Raw genomic sequence first — 19,493 nt, forward strand, 5'->3', positions numbered from 1 at the left:
GTGGTCTAAACTTAGGCATTTGCCTAAGTGACTTGACTCTCGGTCGGGCCGCGGAATAGATAGGCGTATGCCTAAGTATTCATCCGCTGACCCCATCGCCCTCGACCGAGGCTTTCAGGCACTCGCTGATGCCACGCGGCGCGGTGTCATCGCGCAGCTGAGCCTTGGCGAGGCGAGCATTGCTGAACTGGCCGAGCCTTATGGCATGGCGCTGCCGAGCTTTCTCCAGCACGTGCGCGTGCTGGAATCGGCCGGCCTCGTGTCAACGCGCAAGCAGGGCCGGGTGCGGCGGTGCCGTCTGGAGACCGCGCGACTGGCGGAACTCGATGGTTGGATCACGCAATACCAGCAGGCCTGGGCCGCGCGCCTCGACCGGCTGGGCAATTTTCTCGACACACCTGACAAGAAGGCAAGCAGACATGAGCCATGACACGATCCGCCACGACACAGTCACAATGGAGCGAACCTATGCCGTCAGCCCGGCGCATGTGTTCGACGCCTGGGCCGATCCGGAGAAGCGTCGCATCTGGGGCTCGCCGTCCGATGAAATCGATCTCAGGCTTGATGCTGAAGATTTTTCCGTGAACGGAGAGGATGTGACAAGCTGCATAATGGGCGAGGAGGCGATCGCGATCGTGCGGGCGCGATACCATGACATCGTGCCTGACAGCCGGATCATCTACACAGAGAGTATCGCGGGCCTTGAGGCCCTGGAAGGTGTTAGCCTGGTCGCGGCGGAGTTCCTGCCGGACGGGCCGGGCACACGGCTGGTCCTCACGCTGCAGACACTGGCCGTGGACGGGTCTGACCTGCTCGCAGGGGTGCAGGAAGGCTGGGAGAGCGCGCTGCTTCGCCTGGGAACGCTCGTGGCGTAAGGCGGGCTCAGGCGGCCGCGCCGGGGCGCTGCATGACTTTCCGTGTGAGCTGCAGCAGTGGGCGTTCGATATAGATGTGCGCCAAGGCAGCAGCGGGGATGCTGAGCGCGAAGATGGCGAGGACGAAGACCAGATTGCCGACGATGCCCGGCTCTGAATAGACGAGCCAGGTTTTCCAGCCTTCCGGGAGCCTGAGGCCTGCTTCGCGCGAGAGACGCTGCAGGCCGAGAATGATGATCGTGTGCACGAGGTAAAGCGCGTAGGACCAGTTGCCGAGCGCGACGCACCAGCCGGGGATGCGCAGGCCCCGGTTCTGCTCCATCACGACACTTCCATAGAGCAGGGCGCAGCAGGGCAGGGTGAAGACGCCCACCCGGCCCCATAGCAGCGACCTTGGCGTGGGAGTCGTGTAGAGAACCAGCGCAGCGACAAGTCCGGCCAATCCCAGCAGGAGGATGATGCGTGGCTGGATGTGAAGCCGGTGCGTCACCGCAAGGGCGACAAAGGCCCCGGCGATGAATTCCAGCGTCAGGTGCGAGGTGGCGAGCGCCAGAACCGGGCTCTCCAGGTTTGCGCCCTGAACCAGCCAGGAACCGAGCAGTGTCAGGCCCGCCCAGACGATGAGCAGGACCGGCAGGGCCGAGCGCCTGAACAGCAGTGCGAGACTGAAGATCATGTAAAAGAATAGCTCGTGGATGAGTGTCCAGCCGACTTTCAGCACCGGCATTTCCGACTGCGGCCAGAGCAGCAGGGATTTCAGGATATAGGCGGGCGGGTTGGTGATCAGGGCGGACTGATCGGGCGGCAGGGGCGCACCATAGGTGACGAGAAAATAGAGCGGCAGGATCAATGCGAAGACCCACCAGAGGGGATAGACCCGCGTGGCGCGCGCATAGAGGAAGCGCGCGACGGTCGGCAGGTCGCGGGTATAGTCGCGCGAGACATAGGTGAGAATGAAACCGGATATGACGAAGAACAGGTCGACACCGGCATAGCCGCGCGCCCAGATGCCCGGGGCGAGTTCTGCGGTCTGGGCGTGGAAGAAGACCACCATCACGGCGGCCAGCCCCCTTAGCGCCTGCACGCTGTCCAGCGTTGGTCTGGCCGGGGTGGAGTGGAGCTCAGGCATCGTCATTGCGCAACTCGGAGAGCCCTCCAGCTCAGGGGCTTGGGCGCCCCGGACGCAGCGACGCTTAGCGTGAATTGTGACGGAGTGAAAGGCGGAGCCGGGCGGGCTCAGGCGGCGGTCACCGGGGGCTTCAGGTCGATCCAGAGTTGTTCGGACTGGGCGAGCAGTGTGCCGTCTGCGGAGAACAGGCCCGTGGCGGCGCCGTGCTTGCGGCCTTCATCATAGAGGTGCCAGGCGGCGACGATGACCTCCTCGCCGGCGCGGGGGCGCGCGTGGATCTCGGCGATGATGCGGGCGAGCACCATGGGCCTGTCCTCAAAGCCAATGGCAAAGGCGCCGGGGCAGTCCAGCGCGGCCCAGAGAACTTCGCGCCTGATCTGGCCGGTCTTGTCTGCAAAGGCCTCAGACGGCGTCCATGTGTCGGCAACGCCGTCGAAGCCATCCGGCTGGCCCGTGAAGATGCAGAGGCCATCGTCTGCGCGGGCGGGGCCGCAGACGAAACAGGCCGGAAAGGCATGCGTTTCGACCGGGGGATAATGGTCGCGGCCCTTGCGGGCGATCGCGAGGGAGGGCGGCGGCGATGGCAGGGGCGCAAGCGGCGCAGCACGGCTGGCTGTCATGACAATCTGGTCGCCCTGTCGGCATTCGTATGCGTGCTCGCCTTGCGTGGGCACGAGACTGAGGGGCGTGTCGAGCGGTACGGACGCGCGGAGGGAAACCTCTGCCGGGCCATCAATCAGCTGCGCGGCAAGGCCGGCCGAGAAGCCGCCATTGCCCATGCCCGGTGGCCCGTTGAAACGGGAAGAGACGAACAGGCTGATGGCATCTGACATGGGCGCTCCGATCCGGCGCCTTGGGCCATAGCGGAGCGCCTGGGTCAATGCGGGCGGGCGCGGCCTCTTGGCGCGCCCGCCCGCATATGGGTCAGCCCTGGTAGCTGTCGTTCAACATCTTGAAGGTCTGGTCGAAGCGGCCTTCGCGTTCGGCGCTTCGGAGCATCTTGGCGCGCTCGACGGCGACTTCATCGGGTGTGTCCTCGATGCTGAAGCTTTCCATTGTTTCGGCGATGAAATCCTTGAGTGGCATGTAGACTTCGCGGGTCGACTGGCCGGGGGTGAGATCGGTCTGCACGCCGGGCGGGGCGAGCTCGATCATCTCGACATTCGTATCCTGCAGGAGGTAGCGGAGCGACTGTGTCCAGGCGTGCATGCCGGCCTTTGAGGCGCTGTAGGCGGGTGTGTGAGCCAGCGGCACATAGGCGAGGCCTGACGTGACGTTCACGACCCGCGCGACGGGCTGGGCGCGCAGGTGGGGCAGGAGGGCGGCCGTCAGGCGGATCGGGCCGAGGAGATTGGTGGTGATCGTGTTCTCTGTGATCGTGAGGTCGACCGGATCGGCCAGCCAGTCTTCCTTGGCCATGACGCCGGCATTGTTGAACAGCGTGTTCAGGGCGGGGAAGTCTTTCACCAGTTCCGCAGCAAAGCGGGCAATGTCATCGGGGGCGCTTACATCCAGTGTGCGGGCGTGCATGCCGTCGCGATCCCTGATGGTTTCCGCGAGGCTGGCCGATGTGCGGCCTGCCACGATGACCGTGTTGCCGAGGGCGTGGAGTTCGCGGGCGAGTTCGCGGCCAATGCCGGACCCGCCGCCTGTCATCAGGATCGTGTTGCCTTTGGTTTTCATCGCATGGCTCCTTGTGTTCAGCGGTGTTGAGCTGAAGATGGTGACATGCTCTCTTTGCGTAAGAAGGCACCTGAAAGAATTATACTTACCAAAAAGAGAGTATGCGTCATGGCAGGCATTTCATCGTTTACACCGGCGCAGATTGCCGAGGCGGAGCATCATCTCGATACGCCCTCGCCGGAGACCGACCCCAAGGTGGACCGACTGGTCAATGAGCTGATCGGACGTGTGGCCGACAAGTGGACCATGCTGATCCTGGAGGAGCTGAACGAAAAGGGTGTGATGCGCTTTTCCGAAATCGGGCGGGCGATTGAAGGCATCAGCCAGAAGATGCTGACGCAGACACTGCGCCTGATGGAACGCGACGGACTGGTGACGCGGACGGTCTATCCGGTTGTGCCGCCAAAGGTGGAATATGCGCTGACGGCGCTGGGCGAGAGCCTTGGCGCGGCCTTTTGCGGCGTCTGGGTCTGGGCCGAGCGCCATCTCGAAGAGATCGAAGTGTCACGCGAGGCGTTTGATACGCGGGAGTAGGCGCGCGCGCTACTCCGGCGCGGCGTCCAGCTTTTCGACTGCGTCTCGCCAGACCTTTGCTGCATCCAGTTTTGTGTCGAAAGTCCGGTCCTCACCGGGCTGTGTGTAGAAAAATGCGGCGAGATAGGGCTTGGCTTTTTCCGCAAGCGGGCGGGCCTTGGCGTCCAGTTCGGCCTTCTTCACCTGCATCTTTTCTTCACTGAAGATGGGATCGCCGGCGAAGGCGTTGGACCAGTAGTAGCCCCCGCTGCCGTAATTCATCGCCTCCATGTAATTGTGGTTCCAGTGGGTGAGGGTTTCGACTTCCTGGCCGTAGAGGCGGGCGAGGTAGAAATCCAGGTCGTGCCGATGGGTGGGGCAGGCGGCGTGCAGCGCTGTAAGGCGGTTCTCGGCCCATGTGAAAATGGGATCGCCATTTTTTCCCTTTATGGATTTGTCCCACAGGCTGACTTCACTCTCAAGTCGGCTATCCGAATGGTCGGCATAGGGACATATGCCGAGTGGTTCACCGGAAATGGCGGGGTGGATACGGCCCGATCCGGCCATGGCGGTGAGATAGGGCAGGGCCGTTCCGGTCAGTACCCCGGTGGCGGTGCTATAGCCGAAGTAACTGGCTTCGCTGCCATCGGCTTGTTTGAGGACACTGGGGTCCTGCTTGGTATTCCAGGCATAGTCGCTCTGCCGGATCGCCGTCAGCATCACCGTCATGTAGCGGTCCAGCACATCCAGATCATTCGTCGTGCGTACGGCCGCGCTCATCAGCGTGGCGGCGATCGCCTGCGCGTCAGGCCGGTCGGGGCAGGTTTCGATCGCCCATTCTGCCATTGTGACAATCGCGACGGGGTCTTTCTGCGTGCCCTGCCGGATGGACGTTTCCATGTCATAGAGCTGCTGTTCGGCATCGGCCGGGCAGGTGCCATCGGGCGCGGCATGGGCGGCTGGCAGGCAGGTCGCCAGCGCCGTGAGGCCGAGTGAGAAAAGCGTGCGGGTCAGTGGGTGGGTCATGGGGCGTTCCGGGGTGGCGGCGTTGGCGGCGCGGTCAGTTGTCAGTGATAAGTTTCTTCATGTTTGCAATGTCGGCTGGCACGTTAAATTTCCAGTCTGCAAGGGGCGGCTCGAGACCGGCATAGGTCATGAAGTCTTCGAGTTCGGTCACCGCATGTCCCGCGAGTTCGACCGCCTTTTCGTTATGGGTCATCGTGTGCTGCTCTGTGGCGGCATGGGCATAAAGCTCACCGAGTTCATATGTCAGCCGGGGACGGAGAAAATCGCAGGCATCGCGCAGGGCCCGCAGGCGATTGGTCGCGAAAGTGACCTCGCCATCCCAGCGGTTCTCGGCCGCATCGCGCAGAGCTTTCGCCTCTTTCAGCACACGGTCCTCAGCACTTGGCGGGAAAGGGCATTCTGCGAGCGGCGCGCCCGTGAACATCGGGTGGACGGTCCCGGCATCGGCTAGCGTCAGCAATTGGGGTATGATCGACTTGTAATGATAGTCGGTGACCGCGCTGTAGGTATCGACCTGGCTCGCGCTGCCATCGGGGAGGGTAATCGTAACGCTCGGAATCTCGACTCGCCAGGCGCGGCCATTGTTGATCACGGCTTCATAGGCTTTGGAGAGGGCAACCAGCTGGGATTCACCTGGCGGGAATGCTTTTGCCACCGCATCAAGCAGCGGAACGGCGAGGCCATTCACGTCAGTCCGGTCTGAGCATTGGTCTACCGCTGCCGCGGCGTACTGAAATACTTTGACCGTATCGTGTTCGAGACCGCTCTTAACCTGGTAGCCGAGATTATAGAGGTTCTGCTCGGTCCGGGCCGGGCAGGCGGCGGCCTCTTCGGCGCTAGCTGGGGCGTGGGTGACAAGCGCGAACAGGGCGGCAGCAAAAGCGAAACGAAGCATGGGTCATGGCTCTCCTTCTCGCAATCCTAGCCACGGCGCGGGCGGACGTCATGACCCCTGGAGGGGATGGCAGGCCGTGGGCAGCGTCAGTTCTGCAGGGCCTGCTCGGTGCCGCTGGTCCAGCCGACGAGGATGTCGGCGCCGGTGTCTATGACGGGGCGCTTGATCAGGGTCGGGTTTTCGATGAGGAGCGCGGCGGCGCCGTCGCCGAGGGCCTTGGCCTGTTGGTCGGTGGTGAGGCCGCGCCATGTGGTGGAGCGGCGGTTGACGAGCGCCTCGGCGCCGACAGCCTTCAGCCAGGCGGGGACGCGGGCGGGCAGGTCTGCTTCTTCGCGGATGTCGACAAAGGCGACCTCATGGTCAGCCGCCGTCAGCGCCTGCATGGCCTTCTTGCATGTGTCGCAATTCTTCAGGCCGTAAAGCGTCAGGGGCGGATTGGACATTTCAACGCGTCTTTCTATGCATATTCAGCGGACAAAAAGAGGCGAATTCCGGAAGCAATGCAAGCGGAGGATGACGCGGCTCCACCCGCCATCAGCCCCCGCCGGCACCGGCGGCCATCGCGCCCGCCTTCATGATGGCGAGGGTTTTGAAGCTGTTACTGGCATCAATGAATTCGTTTGAGACGATTTTTCCACCCGGGTTGAGCCTGGCGCGCCCTTTGACCCAATACGCGGCGCCGTCCGCTCCGGTAAACGAAAGCGTGCCCTCGCCTTCATTGCCATCGCCCGAGGCGAGACAGCTGTTCAGCTCAAATTTCTTGTTGTTCCTCATCCAGACAACAGCACTGGATTCGGCCTCAAGCCGGGATTCCAGCGCACTTTCGATTATGGATGCGTTCTGATCGCTGCATTGGCCTTCACCGGTCGCCTGAAGCGCTCCGGCGAGGACGCCAAGCACGAGAGCCATGTTTTTCGTGAAATGTCTGATCGTCATGGGTCCCTATATGGTGCCGAGCACGGCGATAACCAAACCGAAGGCCATGGTGACAAGGCCGAAGCCGCGCACATGGTCGTCCTCCGGCATCATCCAGCGGCCGAGGGCGAGGATGGGCTTTGGCCAGGCGAGAAGGAGCAGGCTTTCCACCACCATCACGGCGGCGATGAATGTGCTGATGCCCTGCGTGACCGTGCTGAAGCCGTCAGTGAAAGCGAGCACGCCCGCGCCAAGGAAGAACATGAAGGCGCCGGTGACGTAAGCCACTTCCGGGCTGTTCTCGAAGGCGGCAAGCAGGCGGCCCGCGCGGGCAGGCTCGATCACCATGCCGGTTCCTGCGGCGAGGGCATAGATTCCAAAGATGACGCAAACCGTGTCGGCAATCATGGCGCAGGCTCCTGCATTGACCTTAGCCTAGCATAGGTCTGGCGCAGGGCCGAATTGTGTCAGGGCGCGTCCGTGACAACGGCGACGATGGGGCCGAGGTCGAGGCCGGGTTCGTCGCGCTGGAGGTCGGCCGCGTAGAGGCGCGAGACGACGCCGTCGAGATAGAGCGCATTGGGCGTGCCGAGCTGGTCGCGGAAGAGGCGGGCGAAGCTGTGGAAGTTTACGGCTGTGTCGCTGATGGCAAAGTAGAGCGTTTGTCCATCCGGGCTGAGGCCGACGCCATTGCGGCGTTTCTTGCTGGGGCCGTTCTCGTTGAAGTCCGGATGCAGTTGGCCGTCCAGCACGAGCATGGGGCCGGACTGGGACGCATAGCGCGGCGGGGCGGCATCGAAGCGTGTGGCATAGGCATTGGTTTCTGTAATGCCTGCTGCACCATCGTCTAACCAGAAGACGCCGTTGGGCAGCATGCCGAAATTGCCGGGACCGGCCGATTTGACCAGCGGGGCCTGCTGGACGCCGTCTTCGACATAGAGGCCGACGGCGCGCCGGTCGTCATGATACATGCCGCCATTCATGGCGAAGGCGAGGGCGTATCCGTCTGACTGGAGCGTGTCGCGCAGCCGGTCGAACTGGGCATAGGGTGCGCCGTCCGGATGGGTGAGGAAGAGGCGTATGTCGGTTGTCGCGACATCATAGGCGCAGACCGTGTAGGGCGTGGCATCGAACGTGACCGGGTTGCAGGCGTGCGCGGCTGGGGGCTTGCAGGCGACAAGAAGGGCCAGCGCGAGGGCGCTGAGGAGTATTCCAAGGGGCTTCCGGGGGTATTCGTGGACCATTCGGGAACGCTAGCGGGCGTTCGTGGCAAATTCCAGACAGGCAAAGCGCAGAATTCTGTGGGGCGTTTGGGATGCCGGGGAAGGGTCGCGCTGGCGGACGGTGTGGGCTAGGCTGCGGCCAGCCCCGCCCCAATGGTGCGGCCCTGCCAGAAGGAGGCCGCCATGGCCGAGAAATTCGAACGCCACCGCCAGCCATGGACAACCGACGAGGTGCAGAAGCTGCACACGCTGGCCAAGAAAGGCATGGGGCTCAAAGCCATCAGCAAGGCGATGACGCGCAGCGAGGAATCGATCCATACGCGCGCGAAGCTGGACAAGCTCAAGATTGCGAAACTGCGCTAGGCGGGGGCGGGTCAATAGGGCAGGTCGTGCGGTTGGATGTCTGTGAAATCCGGCTCTGGGGTTTCTTCAAACTGGACGCTTGGAATTGTCTTTTGTCCTAGAGCGAGGGCTTTCGTGATTCTGTGCATGCCATCCATGAGTCGCCCCTCCGCGCAGAGGATGATGGGGTATTGAAGGTCTGCCGCCATCATGAGTTTAAAATGCTCGGCGATGCTCCGGCACGAAGGGATGTTGCCTGCTGAAAACCAATAGGCTTCGTCCAGCTCGGCAATTTGCTCGAGTCCCACGGCTTGCAGCGCAAGCGGTCCAGACAATTGGACCAGTCGGTCAACATCCCACGCGTAGAACCCATCGGGGCTGGGCCTGAAGTGATACTGCTTGCGCATGTGTTCTCTCACCCTGCTTGTCAGGTCATCGTAACTCTAAAGGCTGACGGCCTTACGGTCCAACGATTGACGATGGTCTTCGGAAATGGTCGCAATGACTGGATGAAACGCGTCTTGGGTATCATTCTGGCGGTTATGGTTGCGCTCGGGCTTTGGGCCATGGTGGTGGCTGTGGGTGCGCGTGAGGGGTGGTGGCGGCCTATGGTGGCGGAGCGGGGGGATGCAGAGGCGTTCCTGCTCTGGGCTGAGGGGCGATATGCGGCGGAGTCCGAGGGCAATATGGCCATCGTTCTGCTGGAAGGCGGGCAGACGTCAGGCAGCTGGTTTGCATCGCATGGGCGCCCGGTGAATGCGGAGTCGCTTTTTCAGGTCGCTTCGGTCAGCAAATGGCTGACGGCGTGGGGCGTGATGACGCTTGTCGAGGACGGGCGTGTGGACCTTGATGCCCCGGTCTCGCGCTATCTGACGCGCTGGCAGCTGCCGGAGAGCGCGTTCGACAATGATCAGGTGACGGTGCGCCGCTTGCTGAGCCATAGCGCGGGCCTGACGGATGGGCTCGGCTTTCTCGGTTTTGGCCCGGATGTGGACCTGCCGTCCATTGTGGATGAGCTGACCGACCCGGTGGACGCCTATCCCGGCCGGAGCGGTGTTGTGCGCGTCGGCGCGCGAGCGGACGGGACATGGCGCTATTCGGGCGGCGGGTATCTTGTCCTGCAGCTGGTCATCGAAGAAGTGTCGGGCGAGGCGTTCAATGACTACATGCGCCGCGCGGTGTTTGCGCCGCTGGGGATGAGCGCGTCGACCTTTGTTGATCCCGATCCGGAGCATCTTGCGGAGATCTATGCGGCGGACGGATCAGAGGCGGTCCATTACAGGTTCACCGCCACGGGAGCGGCGTCGCTCTATACGTCGGTGGCTGACATGACACGGTTTCTGGAGGCGCAGGTGGCGGCGCCCGGCGCTGTGCCGGGGCGCGGTGTGCTGAGCCCGGAGACGCTGGCAGCGATGGCCGCGCCGGAGGCGTTTGTTTATAGCCTGCCGGTCTGGGGCCTTGGCGAATCCCTCTATGCGCCGAACGGGGCAGGGGGATTTGTCATCGGCCATGATGGCAGCAACTTCCCGGCCATCAACACCACGGCGCGCCTCGACCCGGCGAAGGGCAATGGCCTGATCGTGCTCTCATCGGGCAATGCCACGCTGGCCAGCGAGATCGGCGGCGAATGGCTCCACTGGCAGACGGGCAAAGTGGGGCTGGATACGATTGTGCTGTTCGACCTGCGCCGCATCCTGATCGTATTTGCGTCAGGCGCGCTGGTGATTATTGTTGGCGGTGTCGTTTTGGTGCGGAGGTGAGGATCCGCGCGCAGTGGCAGGTGGCTGCGAATCCATACATTGAGGAAGGAACAAGTTGACCGCCATTGGTTCAACACAACCTTAGTGCTGATCAAACTCAATGTGCGATGAACTTGTCTGGTCATTCGAAGCCATCACCAGCGTCAATTGGCTTGAGGTCATAAGGACGCTTGCGACCATCACGACAGCGATCATTGCGTTCTTGGCGTTGAGGAACTGGCAACGGCAGGACAAGGCAAAGAGGCAGGCCGAGTTCATTGATGCTCTAATCGAAGCCGCTCACACCTACACAGCCGAGATGTCCAAGCCGGTCACACTCATGGAGTTCGCAAAAATCGGAATGATAAGCTACGCGCCGATAGATGGGGAAGACAGAGACGTCAAAGGTGCAATCGCGTACATCAAAAGCAATGGAGCCCGCGACAAGGAACGCTGGCTAGATGCCCTCCAAGAAGCCCGGCCTTCAGTAATAAAGCTAAGGTCATTGGCGGCGAAGGGACAAGTGTTTAACTTTGACAACTATGGGCAGTGTCAGGAAGCTGTAGAGATGCTCACATGGCACTTCAAACGCATTGAAGCGTTTGTAGCTGGCGTCGCTTCTCCAACATGGAATTGGGATAACCCTATGGTTTTGAAGCACTTGAAGGATATGATGGCAATCGAGGCGGATCACATCCGCGAGAGTATCAAAGACAATAATATTCTGTTGATCGAGTTCGCTACTAAGACGTACAAACAGATTTACGGTTAGACCCGTAAGGGCTGGAGGCGGCTCTCACGGCTCTGGCCATCCCGCCCTCACGCCTCCGGCGAAGCGGCGGCTTCCAGTGCTTCGCGGCGTTTTTCGGCGGCGGATTTCTTGACGCTTTCGGAGCGGAGCTGGCCGCAGGCGGCGTCGATGTCGCGGCCGCGCGGGGTGCGGATGGGGGAGGCATAGCCGGCCCGGTTCACGATCTCGGCGAAGGCTTCGATGGTTTCCCAGTCGGAACATTCATAGGGGCTGCCCGGCCAGGGGTTGAACGGGATCAGGTTGATCTTGGCAGGCACACCCTTCAGCAGGCGGACAAGCTCGCGCGCCTCGGCCTGCGTGTCATTGATGCCTTTCAGCATGACATATTCGAACGTGACGCGGCGCGAGTTGCCACTGCCCGGATAGGCGCGGATCGCTTCGAACAGCATTTGCAGGTCGTACTTGCGGTTGATCGGCACCAGCTCGTTGCGCAGGTCGTCATTGGTGGCGTGCAGCGAGATGGCGAGCATGGCGTTTGTGCGCTCACCCAGCTCGGGGATTTTCGGGGCGACGCCGGCGGTGGAGACGGTGATGCGGCGCCGGCCGATGGAAATGCCGTCGCCGTCCGAGATCGTGTCGATGGCGGCGGCGACGTTATCCAGATTATAGAGCGGCTCGCCCATGCCCATGAAGACGATATTGGTGAGGTTGCGTGCTTCGATGGAGGAGGGCCATTCATTGAGCGCGTCGCGGGCAATCATGACCTGGGCGGTGATTTCCTGCGCGGTGAGATTGCGCACGAGGGCCTGTGTGCCGGTATGGCAGAAGGTGCAGTTCAGTGTGCAGCCGACCTGGGAGGACACGCAGAGCGCCCCGCCATCCATGCCGACGCTGGGAATGTAGACGCTTTCGCCTTCAACGCCGGGCTGGAAGCGCGACAGCCATTTCTGGGTGCCATCCTTCGAGACCTGATGATCGGCGATCTCCGGGCGGTCGAGCGTGAAGCATGCGGCGAGCTCTGCGCGCAGCTCCTTGCCGATATCGGTCATGCCCTCGAAGCTGGTGGCGCCGAAATACTGGCTCCAGCGCGAAATCTGCTTGGCGCGCATGGAGGCCTTCTTGGGATCGAGCCCCATGGCCTCAAGCTCTGCCTTCAGCGCAGGGAGGGGCATTCCGGCCAGGGAACGTTGGCCCTGGGGCTGGTCGGGCTTGCGAGAGAGATCGAGTGTGATTGTCATGAAATCGCGCTATAGCATGGGCTGACCGGCGCAGAAACCGTCGGCGGCAGGGCATTATGGACGGAAGTTAATGTGGCAGCCTTTAATTTGCCACACGCGCAACCGAAAGCCCGGTTCACGCGTATTGAACGCTTATCAACGGGGCTGAGTTAAAAAAACCCTGCCCGCAATTTGGAGGATCTCCATGAGACATCTCATTCTTGGCGCAGTCGCGCTCGCCCTTATCCCTACAGCTTGTGAAACCGGCCCAAGCAACCGTGTCCTGATCGGTTCCGGCGCTGGCGCCATTGCAGGCGCAGGCCTCGGCACGCTGGCGGGCGGTGATGACGGCCGTAACGCAGCCATCGGCGCTGTTGTCGGCGCGATCGCCGGCGGTGCCGCTGGCGCGTACATGGACAAGCAGGAGCGCGAACTGCGCGCCGCAACGGCCGGTACCGGCATCGAAGTGGCCCGTAATGGCGACCAGATTGCCCTGACCATGCCATCGAACGTGACGTTCAACGTGAACAGCGCAGAAATCCTGCCGGGCTTCTACCAGTCGCTCAACGATGTCTCGAACACGATCGTCAACTATCCGTCGACGGCTGTCGACATTGTTGGCCATGCCAGCTCCGATGGTGATGATGCCTATAACCAGGCCCTGTCCGAGCGCCGCGCCAATTCGGTCAAATCCTACCTGATCAATCAGGGTGTAACCCCGGTTCGCCTTCAGGCCTATGGCATGGGTGAAACCCAGCCGATCGCCGACAACTCGACCGAAGCTGGCCGCCGCGCCAACCGCCGCGTCGAGATCATCCTGACGCCTATCACCGAAAGCTGATCTGCAGCCTGAAAAGGCCAGAGTTACGAAACGCCCGTCAGCCCCGCGCTGGCGGGCGTTTTCTTTTTTCGGCCATCGACCTCAATTCGCGCTGGCCAAGGCGGGGCGAAACATGAAACGTGGCGCGATGCTGGCGCCTGCCCCCCCCTCCAGAACCCGGCCGACGGCTGGGACGGCCCTCGGCCTATCGCGGTTTCGGCTCTGAAATCGTCCATCACCTGTGTGGATTGTACTTGCGCCTTGGCGGGTGGCGACTGATCGATGACTGGCCGGCCGATCCGAAAATGGTGATCCTGGCCGCGCCGCATACGTCCAACTGGGACGGGATCAACATGCTGGCGGTGGCCGGCTGGTACCGCGTCAAGCTGAGCTATATGGGCAAGAAATCGCTGACGACGGGGCCTTTTGGCTGGCTGGTGAAGCGGACGGGATGCATTCCCATCGAGCGGGGCCAGTCAACGGATATTGTTGGCCAGATGCGGGCGGCGTTTGCCGCAGCCGACAGCCTGTTCCTGGCCGTGGCACCAGAAGGCACGCGCCAGCGGGCAACCCAGTGGAAGAGCGGCTATTATCACATCGCCCATTCGGCCGGCGTTCCGCTTCTGATGTCGGTGCTCGACTATGGCACGCGCACGGTGCGCCTGGCAGGGCCGATGCAGACGAGTGGTGATTTTACGGCAGACCTGCCGGCCATCCTCGCGCCCTACAGGGCGGCCGAGGGGCTCAATGCGGACCAGTTCGCGCTGCCGGATGGGTGACTAGCGACAGATGGCGGCGGCCTTGTCGATGGCGGCAGCCGAGCCCTTCAGCGAGAAGTGATAGGCGACCTGCGTATTGCGCTCGGACACGGCTTCGACACGCAGTTCGGAGCCCTTCTTGAGGGCGTCAACGATGCGCTTGTCGTCGGCATCGCTTGCGAAAGCCTCCTGTCCGACGGAGAAAAGCGACCATGAGGAGCGCCCCACGCTGGCCTTTCCACCGGAACTTTCGCGCAATTTGAAGCCCACTTTGAGGCTTGGCTGGTTGCGCGCACGGCCGGATTTCCAGTTGGTGACATAGTACCAGACTTCACCATGATCGGCCGAGGCAGGGGCCTTGTCTGTCGCAGGCGTGGCGGCGTAACACACTGTTTCGCCACCATTTGTGTCGGTGAACACCGACCAGTCATTGTAACGGCCGATGGCCGTCGGCTGAGCCCAGGCGTTCGGGATCATTGTACCTGCCAGGAGCGTGAAAATCGCAATCAGTTTGCGTCGCCTAATAAAATATTGCATGTTGTATACATAACCCTTCTGGCACACTTAAGGTTTATTCTTATGGCATCAGAGTTAAGGCCAAACTACGACGGTTGCGAGCTACGCTCGACAGGGCGGGTTTCAGGTTTGCAAGGTTGCGTGCAATCGGGCACGAGTCGATACTATGTTGCTGTTGGAACAAAGAGACTCAAAGTGAATGATGCCTCTGGCCGAAAGGTCGACCTGGAGCAGCGCGAGCGTCATGCTGATTGCATGGTCAAGATTGCGTCTGACCAGTGCCGGGAGTCATTTGCCGAGCTGTTTGCCTTCTATGCGCCCCGCCTGAAAAGCTACATGCAGCGCCTCGGGGCCGCGGAATCGGAAGCCGAGGAACTGGTTCAGGAAGTCATGGTTACTGTCTGGCGCAAGGCTGGCCTGTATGATCGCCAGCAGGCTTCAGTCTCGACATGGATCTTTCGGGTGGCCCGTAATCGCCGCATCGACGCGCAACGCCGCACGACCCGGCCGGAGCTGGAACCGGACGAGCCGATGCTGCAGCCCGCGGCCGCCGAACAGCCCGATGCCGCCGTGGCCCGTGGACAGATGGAAGAAAAGGTGCGTGCCGCGATGGCCAACCTGCCCGAGGAACAGCTGGTCTTGTTGCAGGCAGCCTTTTATGATGGTCTCTCACATTCAGAGATCGCAGAGGCCTATGGCATTCCACTGGGCACAGTCAAAAGCCGTATACGTCTTGCCTTTGCCAGGATGCGGGGTGGCCTTGATGACGCCGAATAGATTGTCCCTCCTGGCGCACGGAGCTGCCTGATGACCGAGACGGGGTCCCATTACAGCGAACTCTATGCGGCCTATGCAGCCGGCACGCTTGATCCGGGCCTGGCGCTGCTGGTCGAGACGCAAGGTGCGTTGCGCCAGGATGTGCGCGATGCGGTGGCGAGCAGCGAAGCGGCCGCTGGTGTATTTCTGGAAGCGGAAGAGGGCTCGCCTATGGCGGCGGACGCGCTTGACCGTGTCTTTGCAGCCATTGATGCAGCCGGGACGGTCGAGGTTTCGCACACGGGCGCCGCGACAGGAGAGAGTAATGAAATAGAACGCTTGCCGGCGCCGGTAGCGAAGCTCGCGCGAGAGGCTCATGCGCGGAGCGGCTGGAAACGGCCGGCACGGGGCATCAGCCGGTTGAATCTCGATATTGGCAGCGATGCGCGGGTGGAACTGTATCGGATCCAGCCCGGCGCGACGGTGCCGCGGCATACGCATGGCGCGCAGGAATATACGCTCGTTCTTGCAGGCGGCTACAGCGATGCCACGGGCAGCTATGGTCCCGGCGATCTGGCCGTGAAAGGCCCTGAGGACACGCACGTACCTGTCGGTGACGAGGGCGAGGTTTGCTACGCGCTGATCATCCACGGCGGCTTGCGCCTGACGGGTGCGATGGGGATCGTTCAGCGCTTGCTGGGGCGCTGATCAGGCGCGCCCGTGATCGGCGGGCCTGCCATCGCCGCCCAGGCCGCCCGGCATGATGGGCCGCGGGGCATAGCCGCCCATTGAGAGGTGGCGGTCATACATGACAAGCGCGCCAGCCAGGCTGACATTGATGCAGAACTTGGTCGGGATTTTCACGACATGAGCGCAGCGGGCGAGGATTTCGTCCGACAGGTTGCCCTTTTCGGGGCCGAGAATGTAGGCGGCCTGCGGCGGATGGCGGAAGGTTGGCAGCATGACGGCGTCATCGGTCAGCTCAATGCCGACGAGCTGGCAGCCACGGGGCATCTGCATCTCGTCGACTGAATCCCATTGGTAATAGGGGATCTGGCCAGCCGATTTTGACGTGTCGGCCTGATAGGCGTCGCGCAGGCGATGTTCGGCATCAATCGAGAACACGTAGCTCGCGCCGAAGGCATTGGCCGTGCGCATCAGGGCGCCGAGATTCATCGGCTTCGAGATGCGTTCCGAACCGATCGAGAAATAACCGCGCATGTCAGATCACTCCAAGGGCAAGCCGTCCGATGATCAGGAGGAGCAGGATCAGGACGGGGGCAATGAGGGATGCGCGCCGGGCAAGGCGCAGGTGCGAGAGGGGATTGGGATAGGTCTTGGCGAGGTGAATGGCCGCCTCGCTGGCCTGGGCAGGGCTGGCTGCCTCGATTACGGCAAGCCGGTAGGCGGCATCGGTGGGGAGGCCGCCAAACTTGTCGGCCAGTGCGCGGCGCAGCGCGACCGAGATGATCATCCGCATCTGTGCGGCAAGGGCAAAGGCGAAAATGGCCATTCCCAACAATATCCAGAAAACAATCATCACAGGAAAGTCGCGACCTCGAACCGGCCATTGGAATCGGCCATGGCGCGCTTCATGCCGCCGGAATTGAAGAAGGCCGCCATCTCGCCATCGGCCGAAACGGCAATCATGCCGCCTTCGCCGCCGAGACGTTTCACATCGTCCAGCGCGCCCTGAACGGCGGAGATAAGCGTGTCGCCGCCATAGCGGATGCGGGCTGAGACATCGGCGGCGGCATTGGCGCGGATGAAATATTCCCCAAGGCCCGTGCAGGAAATCGCGCAGCGTTCGTCAGCCCATGTACCTGCGCCGATCACCGGCGTGTCGCCGAGGCGGCCGGGTGTCTTGTTCATGACGCCAGCGGTGGACGTGGCAGCGGCCATGTCGCCATAGGAGTCCAGCGCGACGGCGCCGACCGTGCCGATCTCAGGCGCGCCGACCTGGCGGGTGCGCTCATCCACGGGCTCGTAATAGGCGGCGGGGTCTTTCACCGTGGCGAGGCCAGCGGCATCGGCGAGGCGGCGGGCGCTTTCGCCCACGATGAGGACATTCGGCGTCCGGTCCATGACCATGCGGGCGGCGGCGATGGGGCTGCGCACCCCCTGCAGCGCACCGACAGCGCCAGCATTGCGGGTGCGGCCGTCCATGATGGCGGCGTCGAGTTCATAGTCACCGTTCAGGTTTGGTGCGGCGCCCTTGCCGGCAAGGTAGAGGCCGGAGGCCTCCATCGCGGCGACCATGGCCTCGACCACGTCCACGGCAGCTTCGCCATCGGCGAGACGCTTGCCGCCATCCTTGAGCAGGGAGGCGAGGTGTTTTTCCTGCGCAGAGTAATCCTGGCCGAAAATCGGCCCGGCACCGCCATGCAGAACGAGCGCCCATTTGGTCGTCATGTCGGACATCTCCCTTACGTCACACTTGGATTATGCCAGCCACACCGCTACCGTCTGGCAACAGAAACAACAAGGTAAGGAAGCCAGAACATGAAGGCTGTACTGTCGAAAGAAGTGGGTGGCCCCGAAAAACTCGTGATCGAGGATGTGGCAATGCCGGAAGCCGGCAAGAACCAGGTTCTGATCGAGGTGAAAGCCTGCGGCGTGAACTTTCCCGATGTGCTGATCATTCAGGACATGTACCAGTTCAAACCCCCGCGTCCGTTCAGCCCCGGCGGCGAGATTGCCGGTGTGGTCAAGGCGGTCGGCGAGGGCGTGACCCATGTGAAAGCGGGTGACCGCGTTCTGGCTTCATGCGGAAATGGCGGCATGGCTGAATATGTCGTCGCCTCGGCGCACGGCACAATGGCCATTCCGGACGGCATGCCGTTCGAGGAAGCGGCCGCTTTCCTGATGACCTATGGCACCAGCTATTATGCCCTGAAGGACCGGGCCGACCCGAAGAAGGGCGAAAGCCTGCTCGTGCTGGGCGCGGCTGGCGGCGTCGGCATCGCAGCGGTGGAACTTGGCAAGGCCATGGGCCTGACCGTGATCGCCGCCTGTTCGACGCAGGAAAAGGTGGATTTCTGCCTCTCCAAGGGCGCCGATAAGGGCATTGTCTATCCGACGGGCGATCTTGACCGCGCGCAGCAGAAACAGCTCTCCGACGATATCAAGGAAGCGGGCGGCGGCGGCGTGGACATCATCTATGACGCGGTCGGTGGCGACTATGCCGAGCCAAGCGTGCGCGCGATGAACTGGGAAGGGCGCTATCTCGTGATCGGCTTCCCGGCCGGCATCCCGAAAATCCCGCTGAACCTGACCCTGCTGAAAAGCTGCGACATTCGCGGCGTGTTCTGGGGTGCTGCGGTCGCGCGCGATCCGAAAGCCCATGCGCAGAACTGCGCCGAGATGTTCAAACTCTATGCCGACGGCAAGATCCGCCCGCACATTTCGAACACCTATCCGCTCGAAAAATCGGCTGACGCAATCCGCGAGCTGATGGACCGTAAGGCGATGGGCAAGGTCGTTGTGACGATCTAGGCCGCACAAGTCGAGGGCCGGGCAAATGGATTGCCCGGCCCGCCACGGCTGCTGTGTAGTCCAAACTGTATATTATACGGAACATAATACCCCTTCTGGGCATAGTCCGTATATGACTGATGTGCTCAATACCCCCACGACATCCACCGCCGATGCGCGGTCTGAAGGCCGCCATCGCACGCTGAAGGCAGGGCGTATTGAGGTGAACGGGCACGCGAGCACGTTCGATTGCATGATCCGTGACATGTCGGAGCGTGGCGCGCGCCTTGTGCTAAAGGCTGTCTGGATTGCGCCGGAAAAGTTCGACCTGCTCGTACTTAATCCAAATACCGGCAAGTCCGATCGTCATGCCTGCCTTACGGCATGGCAGAAGGGGACTGTAATCGGCGTTCGTTTTACAGACTGAGATTGTGCCCTGCTTTGGCGTACGCATAGCGTGATCCAACGGCTATTTAATGCCGTATATGTGGTATGATACAGAATCATTCCTTCGAACATCGCGTTGAACGCCGGGCGCCGCGTCAAAGGACGCTCAAAGCCGGGCGCATTGCGATCAATGAGCTGACCAGCACATTTGAAGTGCTGATCCGTGACATGTCGCAAACCGGGGCGCGTTTGGTCATGTCTGACGTCTACCTGCTGCCCGAGCATTTCGATCTGATCGTCCTGAACCCGAACACGGGGCGGTCGTCCCGTGCGCATTGCCAGCTCGTGTGGCAAAAGGCGCTGGTCGTTGGGGTGAAATTCATACGCGATGACCTGCCGGTCAAACTCGTTCCGGACCACCTCGGATAAGAAAAACCCGCCGGATCGCTCCGGCGGGTTTCTTCATTCTGGGAG

28 protein-coding genes are annotated in these 19,493 nt (G+C 62.0%); 13 read left to right on the forward strand and 15 right to left on the reverse strand.

What is annotated here, in order from left to right:
- The first annotated feature begins 67 nt into the window (after nt 1-67).
- Entirely contained in the window at nt 68-430 is a 363-nt protein-coding gene (locus tag V7651_RS05515) for an ArsR/SmtB family transcription factor (protein ID WP_335612513.1), read from the forward strand.
- Complete coding sequence (locus V7651_RS05520; protein WP_335612514.1) at nt 420-875, forward strand: SRPBCC domain-containing protein; 456 nt, start codon at nt 420-422, stop codon at nt 873-875. Before V7651_RS05515 ends, V7651_RS05520 begins: the two co-directional genes overlap by 11 nt.
- 7 nt (nt 876-882) lie before the next feature.
- Here V7651_RS05520 and V7651_RS05525 read toward each other — a convergent pair whose 3' ends face one another.
- The 3 genes from V7651_RS05525 to V7651_RS05535 all read right to left on the reverse strand — a co-directional run bounded on the left by V7651_RS05525 (nt 883) and on the right by V7651_RS05535 (nt 3,687).
- Nucleotides 883-2,010 carry an acyltransferase family protein gene (locus V7651_RS05525; RefSeq protein WP_335612515.1) on the reverse strand — a complete coding sequence of 376 codons (1,128 nt, stop codon included), beginning with the start codon at nt 2,008-2,010 and terminating at the stop codon, nt 883-885.
- 101 nt (nt 2,011-2,111) lie between these two features.
- On the reverse strand, nt 2,112-2,837 hold the full coding sequence (locus V7651_RS05530) for a hypothetical protein (RefSeq protein WP_335612516.1): 726 nt from the start codon (nt 2,835-2,837) through the stop codon (nt 2,112-2,114).
- A 91-nt stretch (nt 2,838-2,928) separates the two neighbouring features.
- On the reverse strand, nt 2,929-3,687 hold the full coding sequence (locus V7651_RS05535; protein WP_335612517.1) for an SDR family oxidoreductase: 759 nt from the start codon (nt 3,685-3,687) through the stop codon (nt 2,929-2,931).
- A gap of 108 nt (nt 3,688-3,795) precedes the next feature.
- On the opposite strand from V7651_RS05535, the gene V7651_RS05540 reads away from it, so the two are divergent.
- On the forward strand, nt 3,796-4,221 hold the full coding sequence (locus V7651_RS05540) for a winged helix-turn-helix transcriptional regulator (protein ID WP_335592279.1): 426 nt from the start codon (nt 3,796-3,798) through the stop codon (nt 4,219-4,221).
- Between the two features lie 9 nt (nt 4,222-4,230).
- On the opposite strand, the gene V7651_RS05545 is transcribed toward V7651_RS05540, so the two are convergent.
- The 6 genes from V7651_RS05545 to V7651_RS05570 all read right to left on the reverse strand — a co-directional run bounded on the left by V7651_RS05545 (nt 4,231) and on the right by V7651_RS05570 (nt 8,280).
- Nucleotides 4,231-5,226: a hypothetical protein gene (locus V7651_RS05545; protein ID WP_335612518.1), complete on the reverse strand. Its 996-nt coding sequence runs from the start codon at nt 5,224-5,226 to the stop codon at nt 4,231-4,233.
- 34 nt (nt 5,227-5,260) lie between these two features.
- On the reverse strand, nt 5,261-6,121 hold the full coding sequence (locus V7651_RS05550; protein ID WP_335612519.1) for a hypothetical protein: 861 nt from the start codon (nt 6,119-6,121) through the stop codon (nt 5,261-5,263).
- 86 nt (nt 6,122-6,207) lie between these two features.
- On the reverse strand, nt 6,208-6,564 hold the full coding sequence (locus V7651_RS05555) for an ArsC/Spx/MgsR family protein (RefSeq protein ID WP_335612520.1): 357 nt from the start codon (nt 6,562-6,564) through the stop codon (nt 6,208-6,210).
- Between the two features lie 91 nt (nt 6,565-6,655).
- Nucleotides 6,656-7,057: a hypothetical protein gene (locus tag V7651_RS05560; protein ID WP_335612521.1), complete on the reverse strand. Its 402-nt coding sequence runs from the start codon at nt 7,055-7,057 to the stop codon at nt 6,656-6,658.
- A 6-nt stretch (nt 7,058-7,063) separates the two neighbouring features.
- Nucleotides 7,064-7,444, reverse strand: a complete 381-nt coding sequence (locus V7651_RS05565) for a DUF2065 family protein (RefSeq protein ID WP_035537669.1) — start codon at nt 7,442-7,444, stop codon at nt 7,064-7,066.
- 59 nt (nt 7,445-7,503) lie between these two features.
- Nucleotides 7,504-8,280, reverse strand: a complete 777-nt coding sequence (locus V7651_RS05570) for a phosphodiester glycosidase family protein (RefSeq protein WP_335612522.1) — start codon at nt 8,278-8,280, stop codon at nt 7,504-7,506.
- Between the two features lie 162 nt (nt 8,281-8,442).
- On the opposite strand from V7651_RS05570, the gene V7651_RS05575 reads away from it, so the two are divergent.
- On the forward strand, nt 8,443-8,622 hold the full coding sequence (locus V7651_RS05575; RefSeq protein WP_035537671.1) for a hypothetical protein: 180 nt from the start codon (nt 8,443-8,445) through the stop codon (nt 8,620-8,622).
- Nucleotides 8,623-8,633: 11 nt separating this feature from the next.
- On the opposite strand, the gene V7651_RS05580 is transcribed toward V7651_RS05575, so the two are convergent.
- Entirely contained in the window at nt 8,634-9,008 is a 375-nt protein-coding gene (locus tag V7651_RS05580) for a ParB N-terminal domain-containing protein (RefSeq protein ID WP_335612523.1), read from the reverse strand.
- Nucleotides 9,009-9,080: 72 nt separating this feature from the next.
- Between V7651_RS05580 and V7651_RS05585 the strand changes: the two genes are divergently transcribed.
- Together V7651_RS05585 and V7651_RS05590 are read left to right on the forward strand one after the other, a co-directional pair.
- A complete protein-coding gene (locus V7651_RS05585) occupies nt 9,081-10,361 on the forward strand; it encodes a serine hydrolase domain-containing protein (protein WP_335612524.1) in 1,281 nt (426 codons plus the stop codon).
- A gap of 100 nt (nt 10,362-10,461) precedes the next feature.
- Complete coding sequence (locus V7651_RS05590; protein WP_335612525.1) at nt 10,462-11,112, forward strand: hypothetical protein; 651 nt, start codon at nt 10,462-10,464, stop codon at nt 11,110-11,112.
- Between the two features lie 47 nt (nt 11,113-11,159).
- Here V7651_RS05590 and rlmN read toward each other — a convergent pair whose 3' ends face one another.
- Nucleotides 11,160-12,329, reverse strand: coding sequence for a dual-specificity RNA methyltransferase RlmN (rlmN, locus tag V7651_RS05595; protein WP_335612526.1), 1,170 nt, complete (start codon nt 12,327-12,329; stop codon nt 11,160-11,162).
- A gap of 184 nt (nt 12,330-12,513) precedes the next feature.
- Here rlmN and V7651_RS05600 point away from each other — a divergent pair, with 184 nt between their 5' ends.
- Both V7651_RS05600 and V7651_RS05605 read left to right on the forward strand, forming a co-directional pair.
- A complete protein-coding gene (locus V7651_RS05600) occupies nt 12,514-13,149 on the forward strand; it encodes a YiaD family glycine zipper/OmpA-like lipoprotein (protein ID WP_199285880.1) in 636 nt (211 codons plus the stop codon).
- 233 nt (nt 13,150-13,382) lie between these two features.
- On the forward strand, nt 13,383-13,907 hold the full coding sequence (locus V7651_RS05605; RefSeq protein WP_335612527.1) for a 1-acyl-sn-glycerol-3-phosphate acyltransferase: 525 nt from the start codon (nt 13,383-13,385) through the stop codon (nt 13,905-13,907).
- On the opposite strand, the gene V7651_RS05610 is transcribed toward V7651_RS05605, so the two are convergent.
- Nucleotides 13,908-14,423, reverse strand: coding sequence for an invasion associated locus B family protein (locus tag V7651_RS05610; RefSeq protein ID WP_335612528.1), 516 nt, complete (start codon nt 14,421-14,423; stop codon nt 13,908-13,910).
- A 174-nt stretch (nt 14,424-14,597) separates the two neighbouring features.
- Here V7651_RS05610 and V7651_RS05615 point away from each other — a divergent pair, with 174 nt between their 5' ends.
- A complete protein-coding gene (locus tag V7651_RS05615) occupies nt 14,598-15,179 on the forward strand; it encodes a sigma-70 family RNA polymerase sigma factor (protein WP_335612529.1) in 582 nt (193 codons plus the stop codon).
- 30 nt (nt 15,180-15,209) lie between these two features.
- Nucleotides 15,210-15,866, forward strand: a complete 657-nt coding sequence (locus V7651_RS05620) for a ChrR family anti-sigma-E factor (protein WP_335612530.1) — start codon at nt 15,210-15,212, stop codon at nt 15,864-15,866.
- On the opposite strand, the gene V7651_RS05625 is transcribed toward V7651_RS05620, so the two are convergent.
- The 3 genes from V7651_RS05625 to V7651_RS05635 are packed head-to-tail and all read right to left on the reverse strand — an operon-like array spanning nt 15,867 to nt 17,570.
- Nucleotides 15,867-16,379, reverse strand: a complete 513-nt coding sequence (locus V7651_RS05625) for an RNA methyltransferase (RefSeq protein WP_051624674.1) — start codon at nt 16,377-16,379, stop codon at nt 15,867-15,869.
- 1 nt (nt 16,380) lies between these two features.
- Nucleotides 16,381-16,671 carry a hypothetical protein gene (locus V7651_RS05630; RefSeq protein WP_335612531.1) on the reverse strand — a complete coding sequence of 97 codons (291 nt, stop codon included), beginning with the start codon at nt 16,669-16,671 and terminating at the stop codon, nt 16,381-16,383.
- A gap of 26 nt (nt 16,672-16,697) precedes the next feature.
- Complete coding sequence (locus tag V7651_RS05635) at nt 16,698-17,570, reverse strand: isoaspartyl peptidase/L-asparaginase family protein (protein WP_335612532.1); 873 nt, start codon at nt 17,568-17,570, stop codon at nt 16,698-16,700.
- Nucleotides 17,571-17,660: 90 nt separating this feature from the next.
- On the opposite strand from V7651_RS05635, the gene V7651_RS05640 reads away from it, so the two are divergent.
- From V7651_RS05640 to V7651_RS05650, 3 genes are all read left to right on the forward strand, one after another.
- Entirely contained in the window at nt 17,661-18,653 is a 993-nt protein-coding gene (locus V7651_RS05640; RefSeq protein ID WP_335592296.1) for an NADPH:quinone oxidoreductase family protein, read from the forward strand.
- A 112-nt stretch (nt 18,654-18,765) separates the two neighbouring features.
- Complete coding sequence (locus tag V7651_RS05645) at nt 18,766-19,059, forward strand: PilZ domain-containing protein (RefSeq protein WP_335612533.1); 294 nt, start codon at nt 18,766-18,768, stop codon at nt 19,057-19,059.
- Between the two features lie 65 nt (nt 19,060-19,124).
- A complete protein-coding gene (locus tag V7651_RS05650; RefSeq protein ID WP_335592297.1) occupies nt 19,125-19,448 on the forward strand; it encodes a PilZ domain-containing protein in 324 nt (107 codons plus the stop codon).
- Nucleotides 19,449-19,493: the final 45 nt, after the last annotated feature.

Source organism: Hyphomonas oceanitis (genome assembly GCF_036964545.1).
Taxonomy (GTDB): Bacteria; Pseudomonadota; Alphaproteobacteria; order Caulobacterales; family Hyphomonadaceae; genus Hyphomonas; species Hyphomonas oceanitis.

Excerpts from the sequence above, each read along its gene's own strand:
- V7651_RS05515 (WP_335612513.1), top strand. The coding sequence starts at position 68 with ATGCCTAAGTATTCATCCGCTGACCCCATCGCCCTCGACCGAGGCTTT.
- V7651_RS05520 (WP_335612514.1), top strand. The coding sequence starts at position 420 with ATGAGCCATGACACGATCCGCCACGACACAGTCACAATGGAGCGAACC.
- V7651_RS05525 (WP_335612515.1), bottom strand. The coding sequence starts at position 2,010 with ATGACGATGCCTGAGCTCCACTCCACCCCGGCCAGACCAACGCTGGAC.
- V7651_RS05530 (WP_335612516.1), bottom strand. The coding sequence starts at position 2,837 with ATGTCAGATGCCATCAGCCTGTTCGTCTCTTCCCGTTTCAACGGGCCA.
- V7651_RS05535 (WP_335612517.1), bottom strand. The coding sequence starts at position 3,687 with ATGAAAACCAAAGGCAACACGATCCTGATGACAGGCGGCGGGTCCGGC.
- V7651_RS05540 (WP_335592279.1), top strand. The coding sequence starts at position 3,796 with ATGGCAGGCATTTCATCGTTTACACCGGCGCAGATTGCCGAGGCGGAG.
- V7651_RS05545 (WP_335612518.1), bottom strand. The coding sequence starts at position 5,226 with ATGACCCACCCACTGACCCGCACGCTTTTCTCACTCGGCCTCACGGCG.
- V7651_RS05550 (WP_335612519.1), bottom strand. The coding sequence starts at position 6,121 with ATGCTTCGTTTCGCTTTTGCTGCCGCCCTGTTCGCGCTTGTCACCCAC.
- V7651_RS05555 (WP_335612520.1), bottom strand. The coding sequence starts at position 6,564 with ATGTCCAATCCGCCCCTGACGCTTTACGGCCTGAAGAATTGCGACACA.
- V7651_RS05560 (WP_335612521.1), bottom strand. The coding sequence starts at position 7,057 with ATGACGATCAGACATTTCACGAAAAACATGGCTCTCGTGCTTGGCGTC.
- V7651_RS05565 (WP_035537669.1), bottom strand. The coding sequence starts at position 7,444 with ATGATTGCCGACACGGTTTGCGTCATCTTTGGAATCTATGCCCTCGCC.
- V7651_RS05570 (WP_335612522.1), bottom strand. The coding sequence starts at position 8,280 with ATGGTCCACGAATACCCCCGGAAGCCCCTTGGAATACTCCTCAGCGCC.
- V7651_RS05575 (WP_035537671.1), top strand. The coding sequence starts at position 8,443 with ATGGCCGAGAAATTCGAACGCCACCGCCAGCCATGGACAACCGACGAG.
- V7651_RS05580 (WP_335612523.1), bottom strand. The coding sequence starts at position 9,008 with ATGCGCAAGCAGTATCACTTCAGGCCCAGCCCCGATGGGTTCTACGCG.
- V7651_RS05585 (WP_335612524.1), top strand. The coding sequence starts at position 9,081 with ATGGTCTTCGGAAATGGTCGCAATGACTGGATGAAACGCGTCTTGGGT.
- V7651_RS05590 (WP_335612525.1), top strand. The coding sequence starts at position 10,462 with ATGTGCGATGAACTTGTCTGGTCATTCGAAGCCATCACCAGCGTCAAT.
- rlmN (WP_335612526.1), bottom strand. The coding sequence starts at position 12,329 with ATGACAATCACACTCGATCTCTCTCGCAAGCCCGACCAGCCCCAGGGC.
- V7651_RS05600 (WP_199285880.1), top strand. The coding sequence starts at position 12,514 with ATGAGACATCTCATTCTTGGCGCAGTCGCGCTCGCCCTTATCCCTACA.
- V7651_RS05610 (WP_335612528.1), bottom strand. The coding sequence starts at position 14,423 with ATGCAATATTTTATTAGGCGACGCAAACTGATTGCGATTTTCACGCTC.
- V7651_RS05620 (WP_335612530.1), top strand. The coding sequence starts at position 15,210 with ATGACCGAGACGGGGTCCCATTACAGCGAACTCTATGCGGCCTATGCA.
- V7651_RS05625 (WP_051624674.1), bottom strand. The coding sequence starts at position 16,379 with ATGCGCGGTTATTTCTCGATCGGTTCGGAACGCATCTCGAAGCCGATG.
- V7651_RS05630 (WP_335612531.1), bottom strand. The coding sequence starts at position 16,671 with ATGGCCATTTTCGCCTTTGCCCTTGCCGCACAGATGCGGATGATCATC.
- V7651_RS05635 (WP_335612532.1), bottom strand. The coding sequence starts at position 17,570 with ATGACGACCAAATGGGCGCTCGTTCTGCATGGCGGTGCCGGGCCGATT.
- V7651_RS05640 (WP_335592296.1), top strand. The coding sequence starts at position 17,661 with ATGAAGGCTGTACTGTCGAAAGAAGTGGGTGGCCCCGAAAAACTCGTG.
- V7651_RS05645 (WP_335612533.1), top strand. The coding sequence starts at position 18,766 with ATGACTGATGTGCTCAATACCCCCACGACATCCACCGCCGATGCGCGG.
- V7651_RS05650 (WP_335592297.1), top strand. The coding sequence starts at position 19,125 with ATGATACAGAATCATTCCTTCGAACATCGCGTTGAACGCCGGGCGCCG.